The following is a 20694-nucleotide window of genomic DNA, read 5'->3' on the forward strand; positions in this document are numbered from 1 at the left end:
TAAAAGTTAATTATTCGCACCGTAAAATTGAAAGCGCCATGCGATAACCTTAGGTTTACGCATAGCGCTTTCCGCTAAGATAGGCGAAGCTTAACCGACGATCCCTGTTCGCTCGATGCTTTCGACGAAGTACCGTTGAACGAACAAATAAAGAATAACAAGCGGCAGGATCGCGAGCAGGATGCCGGTGTCCTGCACCATACTCATGTAGAACGGATCCTTGTTGGTCGTTGCGCCGCCTTCAAGAAGAATCGCCAGATTGTACGGTAGGGACGCAAGTTGCGTAGACATTACCTTGCTAGACGTCAAATACGTTGTCGTGAAAAAGCTGTCATTCCATTGCCATACGAATGAGAAGAGCAGCACGGTGATGATAGACGGAACGGCGTTCGGCAGCATGATCCGCAGGAACGTTGAACCGACTCCCGCACCGTCGATATAGGCCGCTTCCTCGACCTCCTTCGGAATGCCCCGGAAGAACTGCCTGAAAATAAAAATATAGAGACCTGCTTTAAGCGAGTTCGCCGTAATGGAAGTCAGGATGAACGGCCAGTACGAATCCAGCAGGTTTAGCGACTTGCCGGTCAATAGCGGAATCAAGCCCATCAAGGTGAAGTCCTTCAAGTTCATATAGATCGGAATCAGGATCGTCGTAGGCGGAACCAGAATGGTCAGGATAACGCCCGCGAAGAGCAGATTGCTTCCCTTGAATTTAAGACGGGCGAATGCGTAGCCCGCAAGGGCGCACGATACGGCAGTCAATATCGTTGTCATACTCGTTAACGCGAACGTGTTGAGCAGCGTCTCCCAATAATCCATGATAGCAATCGCTTGCTTGATATTATCGAGCGTATAATGCTCGGGAATGAATACGACGATCGGCGAATACAAGTCGGCTTTATCTTTGATCGATGTCGAAATTTTTTGAATGATCGGGTACAGGATGACGAACGACAATCCTACGATCAACACCAGCCGAACGATTGTCCACAGCCACCGCTTCCAACTTTCGAGCGATAAGAATCGGGCCATTATCAAAGCTTTCACTCTCCTTCTATTCCTGGTAGAAGACCCGTTTGGATATGAAATACGTACTGATCAGCAAGATGATCATGATTGCCAAGAAATAGATCCACGCCATCGCCGAGCTGAGCCCGAAGTTGAAGCTCGTAAAGCCTGTTTCTTTGATGAGCGTCGTCATGTTGTTTCTGGAGAACGAGTCAATAATCGTGTAGACCACATTGACGAGAATAAGCGGGCTAACCATCGGGAACGTGATCTTCCAGAACGCTTCGTACCCGGTAGCTCCTTCGATCTTGGACGCTTCGTAGAGCTGTGGAGAGATCGTCTGAATCCCCGCCAGGAAGATCAAGATTTGCACGCCCGATTGGCTTACGATCTGGTAGATCCGGTCTACCGCATCCATAAGATAAAAGACAATATCTTCATTCACGCCGGATCTTATCATAATCCTTGCCATTTCGATCGTGCCCGTAGAGAAAACGCCACCGGTGGCATTTTGCTCGTTGATCGCTTGCACCAAGCTGGACGTTTCCAGATTCGCGATAATGCCGGATGCCAATATAACCGGAAGGAAAAAGATCGATCTGGCAATCGCTCTGCCGAAGAACTTTTGGTTCAGCAGCACGGCTAGGAACAAGCTGAAGATGACGATTAACGGCACGTTAATGACCATATTCACAATCGATTCCGTCAGCGTGCGGTTAAAGCTCGTGTTAACCGTTAAGGCCTCCACGTAATTAGCAAAGCCGATAAACTCGATCGACATGCCGCTTGCATTAGCTTTAATTGAGCTAAAGCTGTATTGCAAGGAATAGATTAACGGAATCAGGAAGAAAAACAGAAATCCAAGCAGCCAAGGCAATACATAGAGAAACCCCCAGAGTGCCTTCTGCTCGCTGTACGTCCTTGGTTTATGGCTAAATTTCATTATCGGCTTCAAGATTGCTCACCACCCGTCACATAGCTCTCGGCATCCACCGTCATCCCTTCGACTGTCGCTTGCTTACCCGTATAGTTCACGATGACGTACATCCCGCTTTCATAGACGGTTTTGAACAAGCCATCACCGAGCTTCTCGTGCGCGATGATTCGCTCGTTCTGGACGTTCTTCAGTACCGCATTTACTTCTTTATAGATTTCCGCGGCCTGGTCCAGCCACAGCTCGTAATTGACGGCGTACAGATTACTGAACTCCGTATCCTTCACCTTGTAATTCGGCTCATGAATCCATTCGAAATAGACGCCAGAGCCGTATTCCAGGCATTTCAGAATATATTGCCGGACATTCGTGTAGGCCGTTAAATTATACGGCGTCCCGGTATAGCCGATATGTCCGCGAATCACCATCTGATAGAACGGAATTTCTTCATCCTCGAGCTTGTATTTGCTATTAGACAGAGGAGCATTCGTAATATCCGACAAATAAGGAAGGGCATACGCGTTACCGCCGTCAGCCAAAATCTTCATATCCGCATCGCGAATGTCGTTCAGAGCCTGAATCGAGATCTCCTCGGACTCCGTCCGGTCGATTTGATTGTTCTTCCGGAAGTCGCTGTTTAACTGGTCGGCCATATCCCGGAGCGAAATGCCTCCCGTTTCATAGCCCTTCAAATCCTTCAGCATCGCTTCCACGTACGAGCCGACGCGCCGCGGCGACACAACATGGGACGGTGATTTGTTAAAATCGCGACGGTTCAACGCAAGGTCAAGTGGATAGATCGTTGAAGGCAATCCTCTGAGCGTGCGCGAAGCTTCCTCTTTCTCGTCGAGCCCTTTTCCTGTATGGGCAGTCAAGACAGCCACGTCCGGATAGATGTCAATACCTTGTTCCTTAGCAAACGATACCAAGCTGCGCAAGCCTTTGCTGCCGCCGATCGCCCGGTCCACCGTGATGTTGTCCGGAACCTGATGATCGAGACCGCCATTAAACCAGCCCGCATACTTCAGCTTGATATTAGCGATATCTCGTTCTTTCATCCGGCTTATGATTTGCTGTGCCTGTTCGAACGTCGTAAGCGGCTCCAGCGTTTCATAAGGTACGCCTACAAAGTGCTTATGCTTGGCTATACTTCCGACGACCTGAAGATAGAACGGAAGCTCTTCTTCCCCGTTCTCCGTCTTCGTCGCGGGCAGTCCGCCCTTGCCCTCCAAATATTGACGGTAATACTCGGCCATGCCTTGATACGTCGCGTCCTCTCCGCTAAGGAAGGCATAGCGGACCGTAAAGTCGCTCTTCATCGGATGCTCCTGGAACTTCGGCAGCGTGCGCTCTGCTCCGTTCGCTTGGAGCGTCAACGCCCCCTTGTTAATGACGTTGAAGGTCGGGTACACGTAATTATAGCTGTTTAATTTGCCGCTAATATCCGCATTGATGGTGGCGGCAGGCGCGCCATCTTCGATAATGCCCAGGAAGGCGCTGCCCTCCCTAATGATGCCAAATACCGGCAAACGCACGGTCTGCTCGTTCACGGCATCCTCTACCGCCTCCATCGTCAGATCAGCCCCATATACCGATTGCTGATAAGCCGGATATTTGGTTTTGCCGTTGTTAAATTCAATGAGCGCGCCAGAGCCGTCCGGCACGAAGATCGAGCCTTTCTCGCCCGTCCCTCCTGCGCCGAAGAAGCTTAGGACCGACACATTGCTGACCGGATATTCTCCGGGTGCCTGGATTCCGGCAACCGGCACTTTGACGACGAGGCTGTCGGCATCGAGCGTGTATTCGATCGATGCCAGGAAAATTCTCGGCGCCGGCTTCTCCTGCGTGAAGTTCAGCGCAGCCATATCCTTCTCCAAATCTTCATCCGTGTAACCGGCATCCTCGAACGCTTTGAACGCACGTTCCAGCTGAAGCCCGTTCAGCGCTTTGTCGTTCCGGACATAGGCCGACTTCTCCGGATCTTCGGTATAAGCGATACGCAAGGCGCGTTGTCCCGCCTTGTCCAGCTTGCCCGATATTTCCTCGAAACGGGCAACGCTTAGCATCAACGGCAAATCCAAAGCCGTTTTTTCCTCCTTGCCGAACTGGTAGGTCACCTTGACTCCGTCCGGAATGGCTTCGAATTTAATCTGCTTGTATGCGACGCTGTCCAAGAAGGTATTGATCGAATTGATCTGGCCAAAACTATTATAGTAATCGATCTTTAATTGTGAAGTCAGCAAGCCCTTATTAACCCCGGTCGCAATCGGATCGGCGTCTCCACCCTGCGGATTGCTGCGCCATATTTCACCGCTTTGCTTATTGAGCACGGCAATGGCACCCGTTTGATCATCAATCAACAGCTGCAGACGATCATTCTCGGCGATTCCCTTCATGCCGGCGGCGCGAGAATCCGTGAAGGAAGCGTTCAATGCCTTGCCTTGCGTGAATGCAGCAGCAAGCTGTTCGCCTTCATCCGCTTGATTCGTGCCCGCTGTGCCGGAGCATCCGGCAATTAGAAGCCCGGCGAGCAAGAAAGCAGACAAAAGAGTATTTCTGGCCATACGCATCTCCATTCCTCCTTCCCTAGTTCCTCATGACGATTTCTTGATAAATTCCGGAGATGAAAGACATAATTTGTTGGATCAGGCTAAAGAACAATAAACAGATGAAAGCCATGAATCCCATTGCCACAATCGTCAGCAGGATAGTCCCGATCGTCTTGCTCGGCGTGAATTGGTGCACGGTCATATTCCCGACAAACAACAAGTACATGGACCATAAGACGGCAAAGCTGCTGCAAAAATAGTAAAAAGTCGTCTCTTGCATCGAAATGACGTTGCTTAACCAAATCCATGGAAAGTTAATGATGACCATCGGGATGAGCGCAAAGCAGGTCGAAGTGAATATTTCGACAAACTTCCCTTCTCCGTCCATCAGCGTCGTCAGCGACCAATTGGCCACGCACCAGAACAGGACCGGCACGATCACGTACGTGATTTCCATAAGGCTGTTCATGTCGTCGGGATTATAGATATTAACCAGAAACCCGCTGTACTGGCTGCTCAGGACATTGGTTAAGATCAGCAGCAGCAAGATCGCGAAGGATAGAATCAGGTTCATTTTCTTGCTTCGTTCGTATTTCAGATCCCAATAGCCGTTAAAAGGATGCATGATGAAGTAAAACGGGTATTTAATGATCTCTCTATTCAATCAAAACGCCCCTCTTTCTATCCGTCAGTTTCCGGTATGCTCTTATAAGCAGGGCGATGGCGGCTAACGCAATAATCACGGTCATAATCGTGCCGAAGTGTTCTCTCAGCACTTGCTTGCGATAGAGCAGGAATGCCTTCGAATAGTTGCCTTGATCCAGGCTTTGCTTGAAATACCGCATCGCCTCGTCGTAATCGCCTTGCCGAAGAATCGCCTTGCCGATGCCGGAATAAGCGAAATCCAGGTTCGCATTCATGTTAATGGTCTGTTCATAAAGCCGAAACGCCTTTTCCTCTTCGCCTCTGTAGTAGCTTCTGACCGCATCATTTAGGGTCCGGCCGTATTCCGTCGTTTGAAATACCGTGATCTCGCCGAACGCCTTGTCCAGAACTAGGATATCGTCCCCTACCCGTTCAATGGCGGCCGGTGTGTTGAATTCTCCGAGCTGGTTACCCATCCCTCCGAACACGTACATGAAGTGGCCGTCGCCGTTGTAAGTGAAGATCCGGCCTCTCTTCGAATCGAGGACGGAATAAATCTCGCTGTCCGTGATATCGATATCGATAAGCCTGGATGGCCCGATTGCGTCTGTGTAGCGAATGTCTCCTTGCGGTTTGAAGTAACCGGTTCTCCGCAAAATATCGCTGCCCTGCGCATTCAGCTTCCGGATATTGTCGCCAAATTCCCCGCTCGTCGCGTATATGAATCCTTCGTCGTTAATATCCAGGTTCGTAAATTCCGTTGGCGTAAACATAATCATCTGGCTTCGCTGCGCCTTCGTTGACAGCCTCTTCCAGAACAACTCGACCGGATCGACCATAACGCGATTCGCACCGATGAATGACGTGAACGCCCCTTCTGTGTTAAATTCCATTAAGCCGTCGAATACGCCTACCACCATGACATAAATCCGCTGCGCCTTGTCCATGACGACCCGAACCGGCTGAAAATCGAAGTTGTCTTGCAGCAGCTCGGACTCGGGTTTCTCGACAATTTTCACCAATTGATGATTTTGGTCGAGATGAACGACGCGTTTATGGCCCGTATCGGCTACCACCACATGCTTCTGTTCCGTTACGAAGATGCCTTGCGGATTAAGAAACGTATCCGCTTGCCCGTTGTGATCGAAGGAATCGATAACGGCGACCTTCCGATATTGCCGGTCCAGTACAACGATCCGGTTATTACCGGTATCCAGCACGTAAATTTCATTGTCCGCCGTGACATGGAGATCGCTTGGATTGTTGAACGCCCCTACCCCTAGGCCAGTGCCGTTCAACAGGGTCGTCGCTTCGTATGCGGACGGCGTTACGACGGTTTCACCCCAGACGGAATAATTATAGGAAGCCTCAGCATGCGCTAGAGTTCCTCCCGCGTTTAAGCCAAACAAGCAACAAAGCACCGTGAGAAGATATACTCTAAGTTTTGATTTGCTCTTGAACATCGTGCAAGTCCCCCTTCTACTCTTTCATCCCGGAGGTCGCCATCGTCTGAATGACACTGCTCTGCGAGATGACGAAGAGCGTGATCGGAACAATCATCAGAATCAGCGCTACTGCCGCTCCGACGCCAGCGCGGGCAATCCCCCCCGCCGTAATCTGGCCAAGCGCATAATGAAGCGTCTTTAAGTTCTCGCTGTAGATGAAGCTGCCCCCATCGGTTCCCCATAACGCAGGGAACTGCAATATCATGAGCGTCAGCCATGCGGGTTTTACATTCGGCATGACGATCGTCCAATAAATCCGGTATTCGTTCGCTCCATCAATCTTAGCCGCTTCCAGCAGGGCCGTCGGAATTTGCTCCATGAATTGCTTCATCAGGAACAGCCCTAACGGAAAGGCGAGCGACGGCACAATAATCGAAGCATGGGTGTTGATCCAACCAAGCCAAGACATGACCATATAGTTCGGAATGGCCGTGACATGTCCCGAGAACATTAAGGACAGCACGACGATTGAGAACAACGTCTTCGAGCCTAGAAATTGATATTTCGCCAGCGGATATGCCGCCGCAGAAGCAAGCAATATATGTCCGGCAGTCCCGATCACCGTAATAAGCACAGTATTGGCGAAATAGCGGGTCAGCGGTACCCAGGAATTGCCCATCAACGCTACCAGGTCGTAGAAATTATCCATCGTCGGATTGTTCACAAAGAAACGCGGAGGAAAGATGAACAATTCGTCAAGCGGCTTAAAGGCATTGTTCACCGCATAGAGCAACGGCAGCGCCATGAAGGCGCCGAACACGGATAGAAACGCGAACAGGATGAAGCTGACGGTAAAAGAACGGTTCAGCCTCTTAGGCGTTCGGAAAGCCGCCATCAATTTAACGACCAACGTCACTCACCTACCCTTCTGAGCATTTTTTGCGTCACCATGTTCGTTCCGATCATAATGCCGAAGAGCACGGTTGCGATAGCGGACGCGTAGCCCATCTCGAATCGAATCGTTCCATAGTCCATCAGGTGCGTAACGATCGTATGCGCTGCATAGTTAACGCTCGGGAAGCCCGCGAGCGCGACCGTAATGTCGGCAACAGCCAGCGATCCCGTAATTTGCAAGACGGCGCCGAACAGCAGCTGGGGTCTCATCGAAGGAAGCGTGATGAACCACAGCTCCTGCCAACGGTTCTTGATTCCGTCTACCGCTCCCGCTTCGATCAATGACCTGTCAATCGTCTGCAGGCCTGCGATAAAAGCCAGGAAGCTGGTTCCAAGGCTAAGCCAGAGCTGCACGATGATGACGATGGCGAGAATATACTTCTCATTCGTCAGCCATTGGATCGGTTCCAATATAAATCCGAATTTAATCAAGAAACCGTTCAAGTAGCCGTACCGGTCGCCGGAGAATACGATTAGCCAAATAAAAAATACGTTCCCCGAAATCGCCGGTGCATAAAAAATCAACGTCATGAATGCCCTTACCTTCGGCGACAGCTCATTGATAATCCATGCAAAAATAAAACAGGCAATGTAGCTGACCGGTCCGGTAATCACTGCAAACATAAACGTGTTCTTCAGAGCAATCATGAAGATGTCGTCGTTCAGAAACAGTCTCGAGTAGTTCTGCCATCCGACGAACCGCGGGAATTCGAGCATGTTGAAATAAAAGAAGCTAAGAATGAGCGAGAAGACGACCGGAATGACCGTAAAGGTAAAGAAAATAAGCATATACGGGCTCATCAGAATATAGTAATGCTTGTTCTTCTTCAGCTCCGTCCACACATGGGCCAATCTCGATTTTTTCTTCGGATGGATAAGGTTAGGCACGGCTTGACTGGTTGTTTCGGCTTGCAATGGATTCCACCCCCAAACTAATACGGTAATTTGAATTCTTTCCGCTTGATCTCGATTTCGTCGTTAATGTACAGCACGTAATCGTTCAATGCTTCCCGAGCGTTCTCGCTCGCGTTGACGACTTTGCGGAAGGCATTGTCCAGATGCCGACCGGTGAAGTAGCCGCCCGGTACTTGCGGAATGCCTCTGACCCACTCCCACTGGCTCGCCAAATTCTTGTAATCCTTAACCGGCCAAGGCAATTCCTGAAGCGCTTCGACGTTAGCCGTCGGATAGCGCGCCGCTTCGCCCATCAGGCCTTCCATCTCGCGTCCGTACGCGATCTGCGTATCCTTGCTGGTCCACCATTTCATGAACGCCCATGCTGCATCTTTGTTATCGGCGTTTTCCATCATCATGACGCCTGTCGTATGGCTGGCCACCTCGTGATTCACAGTTCCGCCTTCCTTCTCCGTGCCTGGGACTAGGGTAAAATCCCAAAGGCCTTTGATTTCCGGCGCCATAACCGTCAGCATGTTGTACGTCGTGTAATCCGCGATGCCGATCGGCATCTCGCCCGTACGGAACCGGTTAGGGAAATCCGCCAGCACCGGGAATTTGTAGCTCGTATAAAATTGCGTCCACTTTTTGAACATTTCCATGGACGTATCGGTATCGAGCGCGCTCTTCTTATCGCCGTCCCGATAAAACTCGCCGCCGTTCTGGTAGAGCAGCATGGAGAAGGTCGCGTTCGGAACAAGACTCGCGTTCGTAGCCTCGATCGGCAGCCAAAATTCCATGTTATGCTTCTGAAGAACAGATATCATATTATAGATATCCTGCCATGTCTTTGGCGGCGTAAGGCCAAGCTCCTCAAGAATGTCTTTGCGATAGAACAGCATCGGGAACGACTGCTGCTCCGGCAGAGCATAGACGCCATCATCGTACTTATACGGAACGAGTCCGCTGTCATGGAAACGGGATGCGACTTCATCGAAATCGGCAAATTGCGTCAAATCCGCCGCGGCGTCCCTCATGGCGTAGTTCACGGGAACGTCTTCGCCGATCTGCATGGCGACGTCAGGCCCTTCGCTGGCCAGTGTAGCCGGCAGAAGGATGTTGCCCGGCACGAGCCTCAGGTCTACCGCGATATTCGATTCCGGTGTAAAAGAGTCATCGATCAAGCTCTTGAGCACTTGCGCTTGATCGCGGCCCGTTGTGATCCAAACCGTGATCTTGCTGTCTTGCTTCCCGCTCGTATTGCCGATGCTGTCGTAATCCTCGGAATAGGAGGCAAAGTATGCGCCAAGCTCATGCTTGGCCTCCTCGAAGAACGTCGCTTCCGCTCTAGGAAGCTTATGGTCAGGCGAGGATACGATCAGATAATCAAGGGCAAGCGGCTGCTCGCGCACGGTAAGAATCCATGTGCCGAGACCGCCGACGTTGACTTTGAACGCGTTCAGGCGGTTGCCGACCGTCTCCGGACTTTCCGCCATTTCTTTCAATTGACCGACCATCGTATGAAGAACGGCCACCTTGTCGCTTAGCTCCCCCGTCGATTGCTCCAAATAATCGGCCACGCTCTGGATGATGACGGCTTGTTCCTCGAAAGTCTTGACCATATCCGGAATCCGCTTCTCCAATTGATAATCGCGGAACGGATCCGGTGTATTCGATGTGATCATCAGTATTTTTCTGTACATTTCGTTCAGCTGCAGCACGCTCGATTCGATCGTTCGCAGCAGCGGCGCGATGTCGCCAAGCGAGACCATCATGCGAATGCGATGCGTCCCCTTCGTCAAGTGGAACAGGTACGGCTCGTCTCCGCCGAGCACGTTCATCTTCCAATCCATGTCGAAATTAAAGCGAAGACGCTTCATTTCCTGGAACGGCACTTGTCCGTCGATCGTAAAGCTTCGCGTGGCGTAGACGCCGCGCAGCTGATCCTGCTTCTGCTTGAGCGCGATCTGATACAAGCCGTCCTCCAAGGTCTCGAACTCCCACTCGATCCACTGTCCGGGGAGCTTCCAGTTCAATCCGCCGATCGTATTGATTCTGAGCTTCGATACGTCGTACGGAACAACGGTTGGACTCGATCTGTCTGATAGCGGATACAAGGTAGGCGAAGACTTGGAAACGGCATCTTCCGCTTGGATGAGAATATACTGATCCTGGACGGGCTTGATTCCATCGGCCTCATACTCGCTCTTCAAATCCTGGTACGTCTTCAATGCCTGGTCCTGGTACAGCTCAATATAATCAATCGCCATCGGTTCCCTTAAGGCCGTCAAGGAAATCGATTGCTGACCGCTCTCGAAATAAAAGGAATAAGGCTCGTCATAATAACCGTTGCGATCGGTAAAAGCGGCGAGCTGCCATGCCGGCTTCTCCACCTGTCTAGGACGAATTTCGTTGCCGCGATCGTCTTTCTCGATCTCTTCCTGCCGATTTCCCCAAACCCGGTCAAATAAAAGGATGTCTGCGCCCTTAAAAGGGATTTTCTCATTAATGGCAAATTGCCTTTCAATTGCAGAACTCTTGCCTTCAATCGGCAAATAATGAATCCTTACATTGTACAGACCTGCATTCTCTACTTGCACATCCCAGCGGATTGCCCCGGTTTCCGGCGTGATTACCGCTTTTCCGTCCAGCCCTTCCAAGCGATCCGAGATTTCGAATCCGTCGCCGGTCGTTCCCGAGAAGCTCTCGCCCTCGATACGGATGACCTCTCCCGGCCTCTCCGCAGCCGAGTGGCTATTCAAATACGCATCATAGCTGTCTTCTCCTGCCGATGCCGTAACGGCGGTGAAATCCGCCATTGCCATGGCGCGGCTGTTATCCGACGAATCCGAAGGGTAAAAAGCCCAAATCGACGATACCAGTATGGCGAGAACTAGTATGATAATGACATTGTTCTTCTTTCTGAAGTTCAACTTTTCTCCCCTCCTGCAGCAAGAAGTATTTAATTCCAATAGCAGTCCCCATTGTAGAAAATTTCTAAATGGGGACTGCAAGGCAATCGCTATTAAATGTTACGAGCCAAACACTTCGTCAATCGCCGCCTGGAACGCCGACTTATATTTCTCGACGACGGTGGATACCGAAACCCCGCTGTTCAGCTCGCCGACGAAATCATAGAATTTCAGATTCGGGAACGTATTGTGGTCGAGGACAATCATGTTAGGCGCAACCATCTTGGCATTGTTGATGTCATCCTCATTTGTAAACAAAGTCTCATACCAGCCCTGATCCGGATAATCGTACATGGAATCGATATCGTTAATCTTTTCCCATATATACATAAGCTGCTCCGGATGCTCGACCGATTTCGGAATCGTCAAAGCTTGGAAGAGCGCTTCGGCGGAATGATAGGTCGTAGCATTCGGTCCCTTCGGAAACGGAATGAAACCGAGCTCATAATCGGGCATATCCGTCTGGAAGCCGCCAAGCTCCCACAGAGCGCCTGCATACATCAGCGTGTTGCCTTGACGGAAGAATTGTCCAGGCTCCGTCCAATCGCCGCCCTCCGTCGGTCTGGCTACTTGCTCGGTTGCCAAGCGGGAAACGAAATTAAGCGCATCAAGCGTCGCAGGATCGTCCAGATTTTGCTTATCTCCTTTGGTGATGCCCGTATTGTTGGAATACAGAGCGTGATCTAGAAGCGATGGATTTGCTAGCCCCCATGTATCCAGCTTGCCGTCGTTATTCGTATCCTTGTTAGCCTCTTTGGCAACTTGAATGAACGTTTCCCAATTCCAGTTGTCTTCGTTCACATAGTCTTGAAGCGCTTTCACGCCAAGTTGATTCATAAGCGTGCGGTTATAGAAAATACCTTGAACGAGATTGGCCTGGCCTTCGGAGAATCCATAGCCTCTGCCCTCATACGTGTAATATTCATTCGTGACCTTCTGGTTGAAAGCCCTAGGGTTCTTCGTATACTCGTCGATCGGCCACAACAGATCTTGCTTCACAAGCGTTGGAACCGTGTACGTTTTGCCCAGTCGGACAATATCGCCGATCGGCTCGCCCGCCAGCAAGGAAGCGGTGACTTTCTGCTGGTATTCGCCGTAATCGATAGCAATATATTCCACTTTGAAATTATGCTTCTTCATCAAGGCTTCCAGGTTTTTCTTGCGTTGAATATTGTCCGGATTGTCTTCCGGAATCGTCATATCCCACCACGATACGATTTTGATCGTTCTGCCGCCCATGTCGAAATCCATCTCCGGCGTGCCGGACACTTCCTCCGCATTGTTATTGTCCGGCGTCTCGGTCGCGCCGCTGTTCGTTCCGGCGTTGTTTCCCTTGTTGGTGCCGGCATTGGTGCCGCTGTTAGAACCGCTGCTGCATGCTGTGAGAACCAGAACCAATGCGCATAACAGAATCATCATTTTGCGAATCCGCATACTTAATCCCCCTTATGATTTGTGAACACAATCAAAGTTTAGCGCTTACATTTTGCAGCAACAACCTGTCGAAAACGAGCTTTTCCACCCGTCTAATTATAGGTTGAGAGCCGACATTTCGACTTCGAAACTACAAAGAATGACAAGTAGTAAAGAACTGCTAGCGATATAAAGAAAAGCACATTGTTAATCATTCGTGTATTTTACATAATGAAAGCGTAATCTTTTGCAGGCATGAGGGGGTCCGGCGTGCCGCGAATACAATGGGAGGTAAGCATTGTGTATAAGGTACTGTTTGTCGATCTGGATACTCATCCAGGAGATAAGACACGCTATACGCTTGATTGGAACAGTATAGGCTTTGCCTTGGAAGGATATGCCGACGCTTCCGCAGCCGCCATATCTTTATTCGCCAAGCAGCGTTTCTCGCTTATCGCGATCAATATGAATGGCGCTCACGAAGACGGGCTGGAGCTGTGCGGCCAGATCCGCAGCAAAAGCCGCGTACCGATTATTCTCATCGGCGGGGGCAAGGACTTCCAGCTTGCAAGAAAGGCGATGCACTATCAAGTCAGTGACTATTTGCCCGATCCCTTGTCGGCCTATGAATTAACGGCAAGCTTGCAGAACGTTAAACGGAAGCTCGATTCCGCCCTGCAAGCGGATCATTATGCGCATTCATTGTCCTTATCCGAAAATGATTCTACCCCGCAGGCCAACGTTATCGATAAAGTGAAGGTATATGTGGAGGAAGCTTTGCATCAGAATATCACCTTGAAAGAAATATCCAATATATTGCACTTTAACTGCTCTTACCTGGGACAAAAATTCAAATATCACGAGAACATGACCTTCAACGAATACCTGCTTCAACAGCGCATGGAGAAAGCCAAGTCCTTGCTCGAGCATACCGATATGAAGGTTTATGAAATTGCTAACGAGATCGGATACACCGAAATGGACTGGTTTTATAAAAAATTCAAAACGTATACCGGTGTAAGCGCTAACGAATATAGGAAGATGTACTCGATTACGGCATAATCAGTAATTTCTTACGGTAACGGCATAAGTTAATTCGTACGATGAATACTTAAATTAATCAGTTATGGAAAAAGCCGCATGCTTCGATTCGAAGCATGCGGCCGTTTTATTTCAATCCTTTTATTTCAATCCTTATTGAAGCATTCGCATTAATTCGATCCCTCAAGCTCCAGAATCCCGATTCCGGACATGTTCATCCACGACAAGCCCGACGAATCGTTCCAGATGGCGACGCTGTCGCGAACCCCGTCGTCATTCTCGTCGTTGTTGACCTGTACGTCAAAGCCGGTCAGACTGCCAGCCTTCGGCGGCGTGCCCGTCCAGGCGATGGACGCTTCAATTACGTAGCCGGCAGCCGTGCGCTGCGCAGCGGAGAGCAGCTTGCCGCTTGATGATGCCGGGCTGACGGAGTGTTCGTTGTCAAAATTAATCCGGAATTGCCCGTCGTCCGAATCGTAAGAGCTGGTCCTCGCATTGTTCTGATCGACGAAAATTTCTACCGAATCCTGCTCCCATACATTGGCGCTGCGTTTCGTCAGCAGCGAATCGGTCACCTCGGCCAGCACGTACAAGCGGCTGCCGTCCCAGAGCGTCCGTACTTTTGCAGTTGAACCGGACGATCCTAGCACCCAGCGGTCGGTTACAAGCTCTTTCGCACCGCTCCACACCGCATCAATGCTTCCATCGATGACTGGCGTTCCCTTCACAGCCTTTGCCGTGCGTGGGCCCTCGATGAGTGTCAGAACGCCGAACCTGGTCGTATCGGTATCCTGACCATTGTGGATGTCGTTCCACGACGTCTTCGTCACCGCATCGCCGGAGCGGTCTACGATACGCACATCGAAGCCAATCGTTTTGCCGAGCGCCGCATCGTTCACCGGAATCGACACTTCGATCCGATAGCCGGTTCCGGTTTTGACCGCTTTGTACTTGGCCTGCTTATCCGTGATCACCCCGCTGCGCCGGAACGTATATTTCTTGTCGTCCGTCTCGTACGTATCCGTTTTACCGTTATTGCCGTCGATAAAAATCTCGACCGCATCATTGTCGCTCACAGTCGTATCGTGCACGTCGATCCATACATGCAGACGTCCCGCGCTCCACAGCGTCTTAAAGGCCGCTGCGGTTTCACCGCCAGCCTTCGGAATCGAAACCGATTTTGCCCAATTCCACGCTATGTCCATATTGCCGTCGACCTTCACGCTGCCGGCGGCAGCCTTCTCCGCTTTCGTTTCGACCGGCACCTTGGTCGGATCTACGAGTGCCCAGTACGCGTATTTCGCCTGAAGCCTTTCATCAAACAGCAACGGCCAGTTATTACGCGTGACCGGGAAGGTCCGGAGCCAGGTGTTCAAATCATCCTTGCCCCAGAAGATGACTGCTGTGATTTGATCCGAATGCTTCTTGAACACGTCGAATATAGCCTTGTAACGGTTCGCTTGCTTAATCTGCAGCTCGAGCGGGAACGTCTCGTAGGATTGGGAATCATCCGTATAAATGCTCATGTCCAGCTCGGTAATCTGCTGTTCGATGCCAAGATCGCGGAAAGCCTGGAGCATATCATCAAGCTCCTGCACTGCCGGGTACTCAATGCCGATGTGCGTCTGATGTCCGATGCCCTGCACTGGTATGCCCTTAGCCTGCAGACGCGCAATTAAATCGTACAAGAATTGCCGCTTATCGGGAATATGGGTGTTGTAGTCGTTGATGAACAGCTTCGCGTCGGGGTCCGCCGCATGCGCGTATTCAAACGCCTTCTCGATGAATTCCTCCCCCGCGATTTGGTACCAGAGGCTGTTTCGCAGGCCATTCGGCTGCTGATCGCCAGGCTCGATGACCTCGTTCACGACGTCCCAAGCATAAATTTTTCCTTTGTAACGGCCGACGACCTCGTCGATATGCCTCTTCATCCGCGCAAACAGCAACTCCTTGCTTGCCAGATTGCCATTCTCGTCGTAGAACACCCAGTTCGGCGTCTGCGAATGCCAGATCAACGTATGGCCACGGGCTGCGATACCGTTCTCCACGGCGAAATCGACGATTTTATCCGCACGCGTAAAGTCGAACTGGCCTTCAACCGGCTCGGTGGCGTCCCATTTCAGCTCGTTGCCTGCCGTCAGGCTGTTGAAATGCTTATTAAGCAGTTGCGCATCCGGCCCTTCGGGATCTTCGATCTCACCCACAAGCAAGGAAGATCCGAGGAGAAATTGGTCGGCAAATACATCCTTTAAATTCGGTATATCCTGTTCAATTTCGACCGGAACCGGATCCGGAGCCTGATCAATCCGGAAATCATCCATATAAAAAGCAAGCGTCGGGTTGTCAAACGATTCGAAATAAACGGCAATGTTCTCTGCAGGATGGAGCAGCTTGTACTCGCCCGACAGCTTCACCCAGCCGTTTTCGTTTGCCGTTTTGGCCGTGACCTGCTCATAATAGGCCGTACCTTCTGTCGTCCGCTGGACCAACATCGATACGGGAGCATCGGCCGTCCCTGCGGGCAGGCGAATCCAGGCGGAAATCACGTAGTTGCTGCCGGTCTGCATAAACGATGTCAAATCGCGCTGCGGGCCGTTCCAGCCTTGCGTTCTTCCCGTCACTTGAAGGCCGTATGCCCCCGAATAGGCTGCCGGGGCGGAGACCGTCAATATTTCATTGCCGCCGCGGCCGTACCAGCCCTGCGTCGTTCCGTCCTCGAAGTCGGTGGAAACCGATAACGGCTCCTCCGCATAAGAAACCTTCGGCAACGGGACCAGCGTTAAGGACATAAATACAAGCATGGCGGCCATTACCTTTGAAATGCTGCGTTTCAGTAGATCTGTCTTCATCAATACACCTCGCCTTAGAAATTTATATTCCATAAAAACGCCCCTTTCGGGGACGTTTCGCATGGCATCATCAGCTTCTGTCGATCTTGGTGTTCGCCACTCCTTCGTTTTCTCTCAAATGGTCGGGGTCGGGTAATCACCTTCACCCGATAAAACTTTAATGCGTCGTGATGCCGCCGAACGCCAAGCGGGCGTTAGCCCGTCTTCCGGGCCTCCGGCGGGTAAAGAATGATGCGGCCATCCTCCATCTCTACGCGCACTTTGTCGCTGTTCTTGAAGCCTTCCAGGTCGAGGTAGCCGGCCGGAATCTGCAGCCGGCCCGCCTTATCGACAACGGCATACTCAATATGGCTCTCAGCCCCGTGCCGGGCGCTCTCTTCGTCCAGCAGCGCAAGCTCTTCCGCATACGAGACCCGGCGGATCATCTCCGCAGACGTCTTGCCGTCACGGATTTGGACGACTCGGTCCACCTTGCGCGCCAGCAGCGGATCGTGCGTGACGATGACAATCGTAATGCCGATCGTCCGGTTCAGCGAACGGAACAGATCCAGCACCTGATTGGACGTATTCGTGTCCAGCGAGCCAGTCGGCTCATCGGCGAGCAGCAGCCGCGGCTCGTTCGCAAGGGCGATGGCGATCGCCACCCGCTGCTGCTCCCCGCCGGAGAGCTCGCTTAGCCGGTTCATCATCCGGTTGCCGAGTCCCACCGCTTCCAGCAGCTCGATCGCACGCGCCCGGCGGCGGTTGCCGCGCAGCAGCATCGGCAGCTCGACATTCTCCCGTGCGGTCAGGTACGGGATCAGGTTGCGCGCATTGTTCTGCCATACGAACCCGACCGTATCCCGCTTGTACTTCACCAGATCCTTCTCGCCAAACGTCAGCAGATCCTTGCCGTCCACAAGCAGCTTGCCGGCGGACGGCTTGTCCAGTCCGCCCAGCATGTTGAGCAGCGTTGACTTGCCGCTGCCGGAATTGCCGATGATGGCCATCAGCTCGCCGTCTTCGACCTTCATATCGAGCCCTTGCAAGGCGACGACCTCGAGATCCGCCGTTTTATAGATTTTGACGAGTCCTTCACATTGAATCATAGGTTACTCCTCTCCCAGCTTCAGCGCTTGGGCAATCCGGGTCCGCGACAGGCGGCAGCCGAGAATCAGCAGGCCGATCGTCAGCATGATCCCGACGATGCTGTAAAGCTGGACATAATCGCTGAGCTGATAGGTGATCTCGAACGGCGGCACCTGCTCGGTGGTCTGGAACGACAATTCGAACAGGGGAACAAACATTTCGCTAATCAAGTTGCCGATAATCACGCCGATGATGACAGCTGCTCCTGAGGTAAACAGCTGCTCGCTGACGAGCATGCCGATAATCTGTTGGAATGGAATGCCCATGGCCCTCAGCACCCCGTATTGGAGCGTCCTTCCCGACAGGGTCAGCACCCAGTAGAGCAAGAAGCCGAAGAAGCTGATCAGCATGGAGATCACGAAGCCCAGCGTCATGACGCCGTTGATCGCCAGCCGGAATGGATCGTTCTTGGACAGGATCAGCTCCTGTTTCGCGTCGCGAAGGCTGGTGACCGGCACCTTTCTCTCTGCCAATTGGTCGTAAACGAGCTGGCTGGAAACGCCATCCTTCAACTTAAGCCATACCTCATAGGGTTCAACCGCAAGCCGGTTCTGGATCGTGCCCAGATGGCCGACGATCAGATGAGGCTCCGCGGCCTGCCCGTCTTTCGACTCGCCGGCCGGAAGCGGATTCCAGCTCGGCCAGTAGTCGATAATGCCGTAGACGGTAAATTGTACCTGGTCGAGACCGTCCCAGGAGATAAGCATCGGATCGCCCGGCTTGATCTTTGCCGCATCTGCGAGCGAGCGAGAGATCAGCACCGCTTTCGGATTCGGCGCCATCAGATTCAAATAGCTGTTGATGGGGTATTCGAGCAGCCCGTTCTTCATCCAGGCCGACTTTCCGAAATCCATCGTATCGATACCGATTAGCGAGGTCTCGCCGGTCTTACCGCTGCCGCCTGCACTGAATCTGACCTTTTCCTTCTTGAACACTTTGGCGATCGCTTCTACTCCTTCCAGCTCCTGAAACGGCTGAATTGGCGGCTCGGTATATTGGATCCTCCTCGTTTCCTCAAATCCCGCATCGGTCTGCGACTGCTGCGGGGAGCCGGATAGCAGCGGAGGCGGCGCATCACTCTCCCACCGCGTTGTCAGCGCGATGTCAGCGCCGACGGCGTACTGGATCTTGCTCTCTATGTTGTCATTGATCGTCCGGGCTGCATTCGCGCTGAAGAGGCCGGTTGCGACCGTCATGATCAGAAAAACCTTGATGGTCAAATACTGCCCGGACGAGCGGCTGATTTGAACCAGCGTATTGTAAAGCGCCGGCGACCACCATCTGCGGCCTGCAGAGTATATGAGGCGGATGAACCACGGGTACACGCGAAGCACCAGCAGACCGCCGCCGAGCGCGAACAGCGCCGGCATCAGGAACAGCAGGGGATCAAGCTGCAAGGCGTCCGAATCGAGCGCCAGCCGCTTCAGATCCTCCTGCCGTTTGTTGAAATTGTACAGAAGATAGACCGCCAGACTGACGAGAATGATATCGAGCCCAGTCTTGTGCCAGAACGACATTTTGGTCAAACGCGCCATCTGCTGCTTATGGCTCACGATGCTCGTCCTTGTCGCCAGGAAAGCCGGAATCAGAATAAGTACGATCGCCACGCCCACCGCAATCGCCGCCACCTTATAGGCGGCGCTGGTCAGGCTGACTTCAAGCGCCGAACGCTGGACGAATTCCAGGAAGCCGCCCGAGGCGCCAAGCACCTTGGTGAATGAAACGCCGAGGAACGGTCCAACGGCCAGCGCGCTCAGTCCGAGAAACAGGCTCTCCAGCGTGTATGCCGTCATGATCTGCAGTCGGCTGGCTCCACGGCTACGGAGAACGGAAATCTCCGTCTTTTGCCGTTCAATAATGAGATTGGCGGCCATATACAAATAGAAAGCCAGCATCAGCATAACCGGAGAATAGAGGGACAACATCATAACGTCGAGCTTCGCTTGTTTTCCCTGATAAGATGCGACCGTCTCGATCGCCGGGACGTTAACCTCCTCCACCCCGAGCCGTCCCCGGAAATAGCGCCGGATGCCCGTATTGGTATCGGTGAATTGGCCAATATTGTCGACGTTCAACTGTTTATAATTCAGGGCGAAGCGCCAATCCAGGTCGGTTAGCCTCGCTTTGCCGCCTTTCGTAAATTCCCGCTCGAACTGCTTGAACGGGATGATGAAGCCGTCTTCGACCTCCGTCGTCAAATACGGCAGATACGGGTCAGCGTCCGGATCGGTCTCGATGACGCCGACCGGTACGACGCGGAAGCGTTGCCTGTCCCCTTCCGGCGATTCTGCGACCAGTTCTTCCCCTAAATCCCGTTTCGTCGCAAACAGAAATTTCTGCGTCACGAGCGCTTCGAAGACGCCGTCCGTTCGGTCAACCGGCATCCGGCCGTCGATCAGTCTTACGCGCTTCTCCATATCGGACAAGGATTTAAAGCTGCCCGCCGTTTTCTGCGACTGCTTCTCCTGCTCCGAAGCGTCGGCGCCGTACACCTTCATTTTTTGCGTGAACCGCTGCTGGTAGAACGACAGCGCCGCGAGTCCCGTCCGGCCTGGAATCGTCTGCACGAACCGGTCAGCCCGCGCAATCGCCTCCGCCGTCTCCTTGTCCATCTTTGATGAAGAAACGGTCGTACCGATCCGGACGAACCCCGGGTAAACGGCGCTCTGACTCTGTACCAGCTGGAGCTCCTTCAACAATGTCCGCTGCAGGATGGCTTCGGAATAGAGCGGCATGGAGCTGAACAGGGCCACGCATACGGTAAGGCCAAACCACAGATTCAGCTGCAGCCATTTGTTTTTTGCCATTTTGCGGAGGATCATCGTCCATAATGCCATACGTACACCCCATTCTTGCGCCCGG

The 20694-nt window shown here is 52.2% G+C and carries 13 protein-coding genes; 1 reads left to right on the forward strand and 12 read right to left on the reverse strand.

What is annotated here, in order from left to right:
- Positions 1-90: 90 nt before the first annotated feature.
- The 9 genes from AC0YNZ_RS03795 to AC0YNZ_RS03835 form a co-directional block, all read right to left on the reverse strand.
- Positions 91-1032: a carbohydrate ABC transporter permease gene (locus AC0YNZ_RS03795; protein ID WP_475825507.1), complete on the reverse strand. Its 942-nt coding sequence runs from the start codon at positions 1030-1032 to the stop codon at positions 91-93.
- Positions 1033-1054: 22 nt separating this feature from the next.
- The gene (locus AC0YNZ_RS03800; RefSeq protein ID WP_475825330.1) at positions 1055-1963 is read right to left on the reverse strand and encodes a carbohydrate ABC transporter permease; all 909 of its coding nucleotides are present in this window, start codon (positions 1961-1963) and stop codon (positions 1055-1057) included.
- Complete coding sequence (locus AC0YNZ_RS03805) at positions 1960-4512, reverse strand: DUF5696 domain-containing protein (RefSeq protein WP_475825331.1); 2553 nt, start codon at positions 4510-4512, stop codon at positions 1960-1962. Before AC0YNZ_RS03805 ends, AC0YNZ_RS03800 begins: the two co-directional genes overlap by 4 nt.
- Positions 4513-4528: 16 nt before the next feature.
- Positions 4529-5155 (reverse strand): Yip1 family protein, encoded by a 627-nt coding sequence (locus tag AC0YNZ_RS03810; protein WP_475825332.1) that lies wholly within the window; start codon positions 5153-5155, stop codon positions 4529-4531.
- A complete protein-coding gene (locus AC0YNZ_RS03815; RefSeq protein ID WP_475825334.1) occupies positions 5148-6599 on the reverse strand; it encodes a hypothetical protein in 1452 nt (483 codons plus the stop codon). Before AC0YNZ_RS03815 ends, AC0YNZ_RS03810 begins: the two co-directional genes overlap by 8 nt.
- A 16-nt stretch (positions 6600-6615) precedes the next feature.
- Positions 6616-7476 (reverse strand): carbohydrate ABC transporter permease, encoded by an 861-nt coding sequence (locus AC0YNZ_RS03820; RefSeq protein ID WP_475825508.1) that lies wholly within the window; start codon positions 7474-7476, stop codon positions 6616-6618.
- Between the two features lie 17 nt (positions 7477-7493).
- Positions 7494-8450, reverse strand: a complete 957-nt coding sequence (locus AC0YNZ_RS03825) for a carbohydrate ABC transporter permease (RefSeq protein ID WP_475825336.1) — start codon at positions 8448-8450, stop codon at positions 7494-7496.
- A 17-nt stretch (positions 8451-8467) separates the two neighbouring features.
- Complete coding sequence (locus tag AC0YNZ_RS03830) at positions 8468-11362, reverse strand: extracellular solute-binding protein (RefSeq protein ID WP_475825337.1); 2895 nt, start codon at positions 11360-11362, stop codon at positions 8468-8470.
- Between the two features lie 99 nt (positions 11363-11461).
- Positions 11462-12835 carry an ABC transporter substrate-binding protein gene (locus AC0YNZ_RS03835; protein WP_475825338.1) on the reverse strand — a complete coding sequence of 458 codons (1374 nt, stop codon included), beginning with the start codon at positions 12833-12835 and terminating at the stop codon, positions 11462-11464.
- A gap of 279 nt (positions 12836-13114) precedes the next feature.
- Between AC0YNZ_RS03835 and AC0YNZ_RS03840 the strand changes: the two genes are divergently transcribed.
- On the forward strand, positions 13115-13876 hold the full coding sequence (locus tag AC0YNZ_RS03840) for a response regulator transcription factor (protein ID WP_475825339.1): 762 nt from the start codon (positions 13115-13117) through the stop codon (positions 13874-13876).
- Between the two features lie 149 nt (positions 13877-14025).
- Here the strand turns inward: AC0YNZ_RS03840 and AC0YNZ_RS03845 are convergent, their stop codons facing one another.
- The 3 genes from AC0YNZ_RS03845 to AC0YNZ_RS03855 all read right to left on the reverse strand — a co-directional run bounded on the left by AC0YNZ_RS03845 (position 14026) and on the right by AC0YNZ_RS03855 (position 20669).
- Complete coding sequence (locus tag AC0YNZ_RS03845) at positions 14026-16704, reverse strand: endo-1,4-beta-xylanase (RefSeq protein ID WP_475825340.1); 2679 nt, start codon at positions 16702-16704, stop codon at positions 14026-14028.
- A 194-nt stretch (positions 16705-16898) separates the two neighbouring features.
- On the reverse strand, positions 16899-17792 hold the full coding sequence (locus tag AC0YNZ_RS03850; protein WP_475825341.1) for an ABC transporter ATP-binding protein: 894 nt from the start codon (positions 17790-17792) through the stop codon (positions 16899-16901).
- A 3-nt stretch (positions 17793-17795) separates the two neighbouring features.
- Positions 17796-20669 (reverse strand): ABC transporter permease, encoded by a 2874-nt coding sequence (locus AC0YNZ_RS03855; protein WP_475825342.1) that lies wholly within the window; start codon positions 20667-20669, stop codon positions 17796-17798.
- Between the last annotated feature and the right edge of the window lie 25 nt (positions 20670-20694).

Source organism: Paenibacillus sp. J2L1-98 (assembly GCF_056269405.1).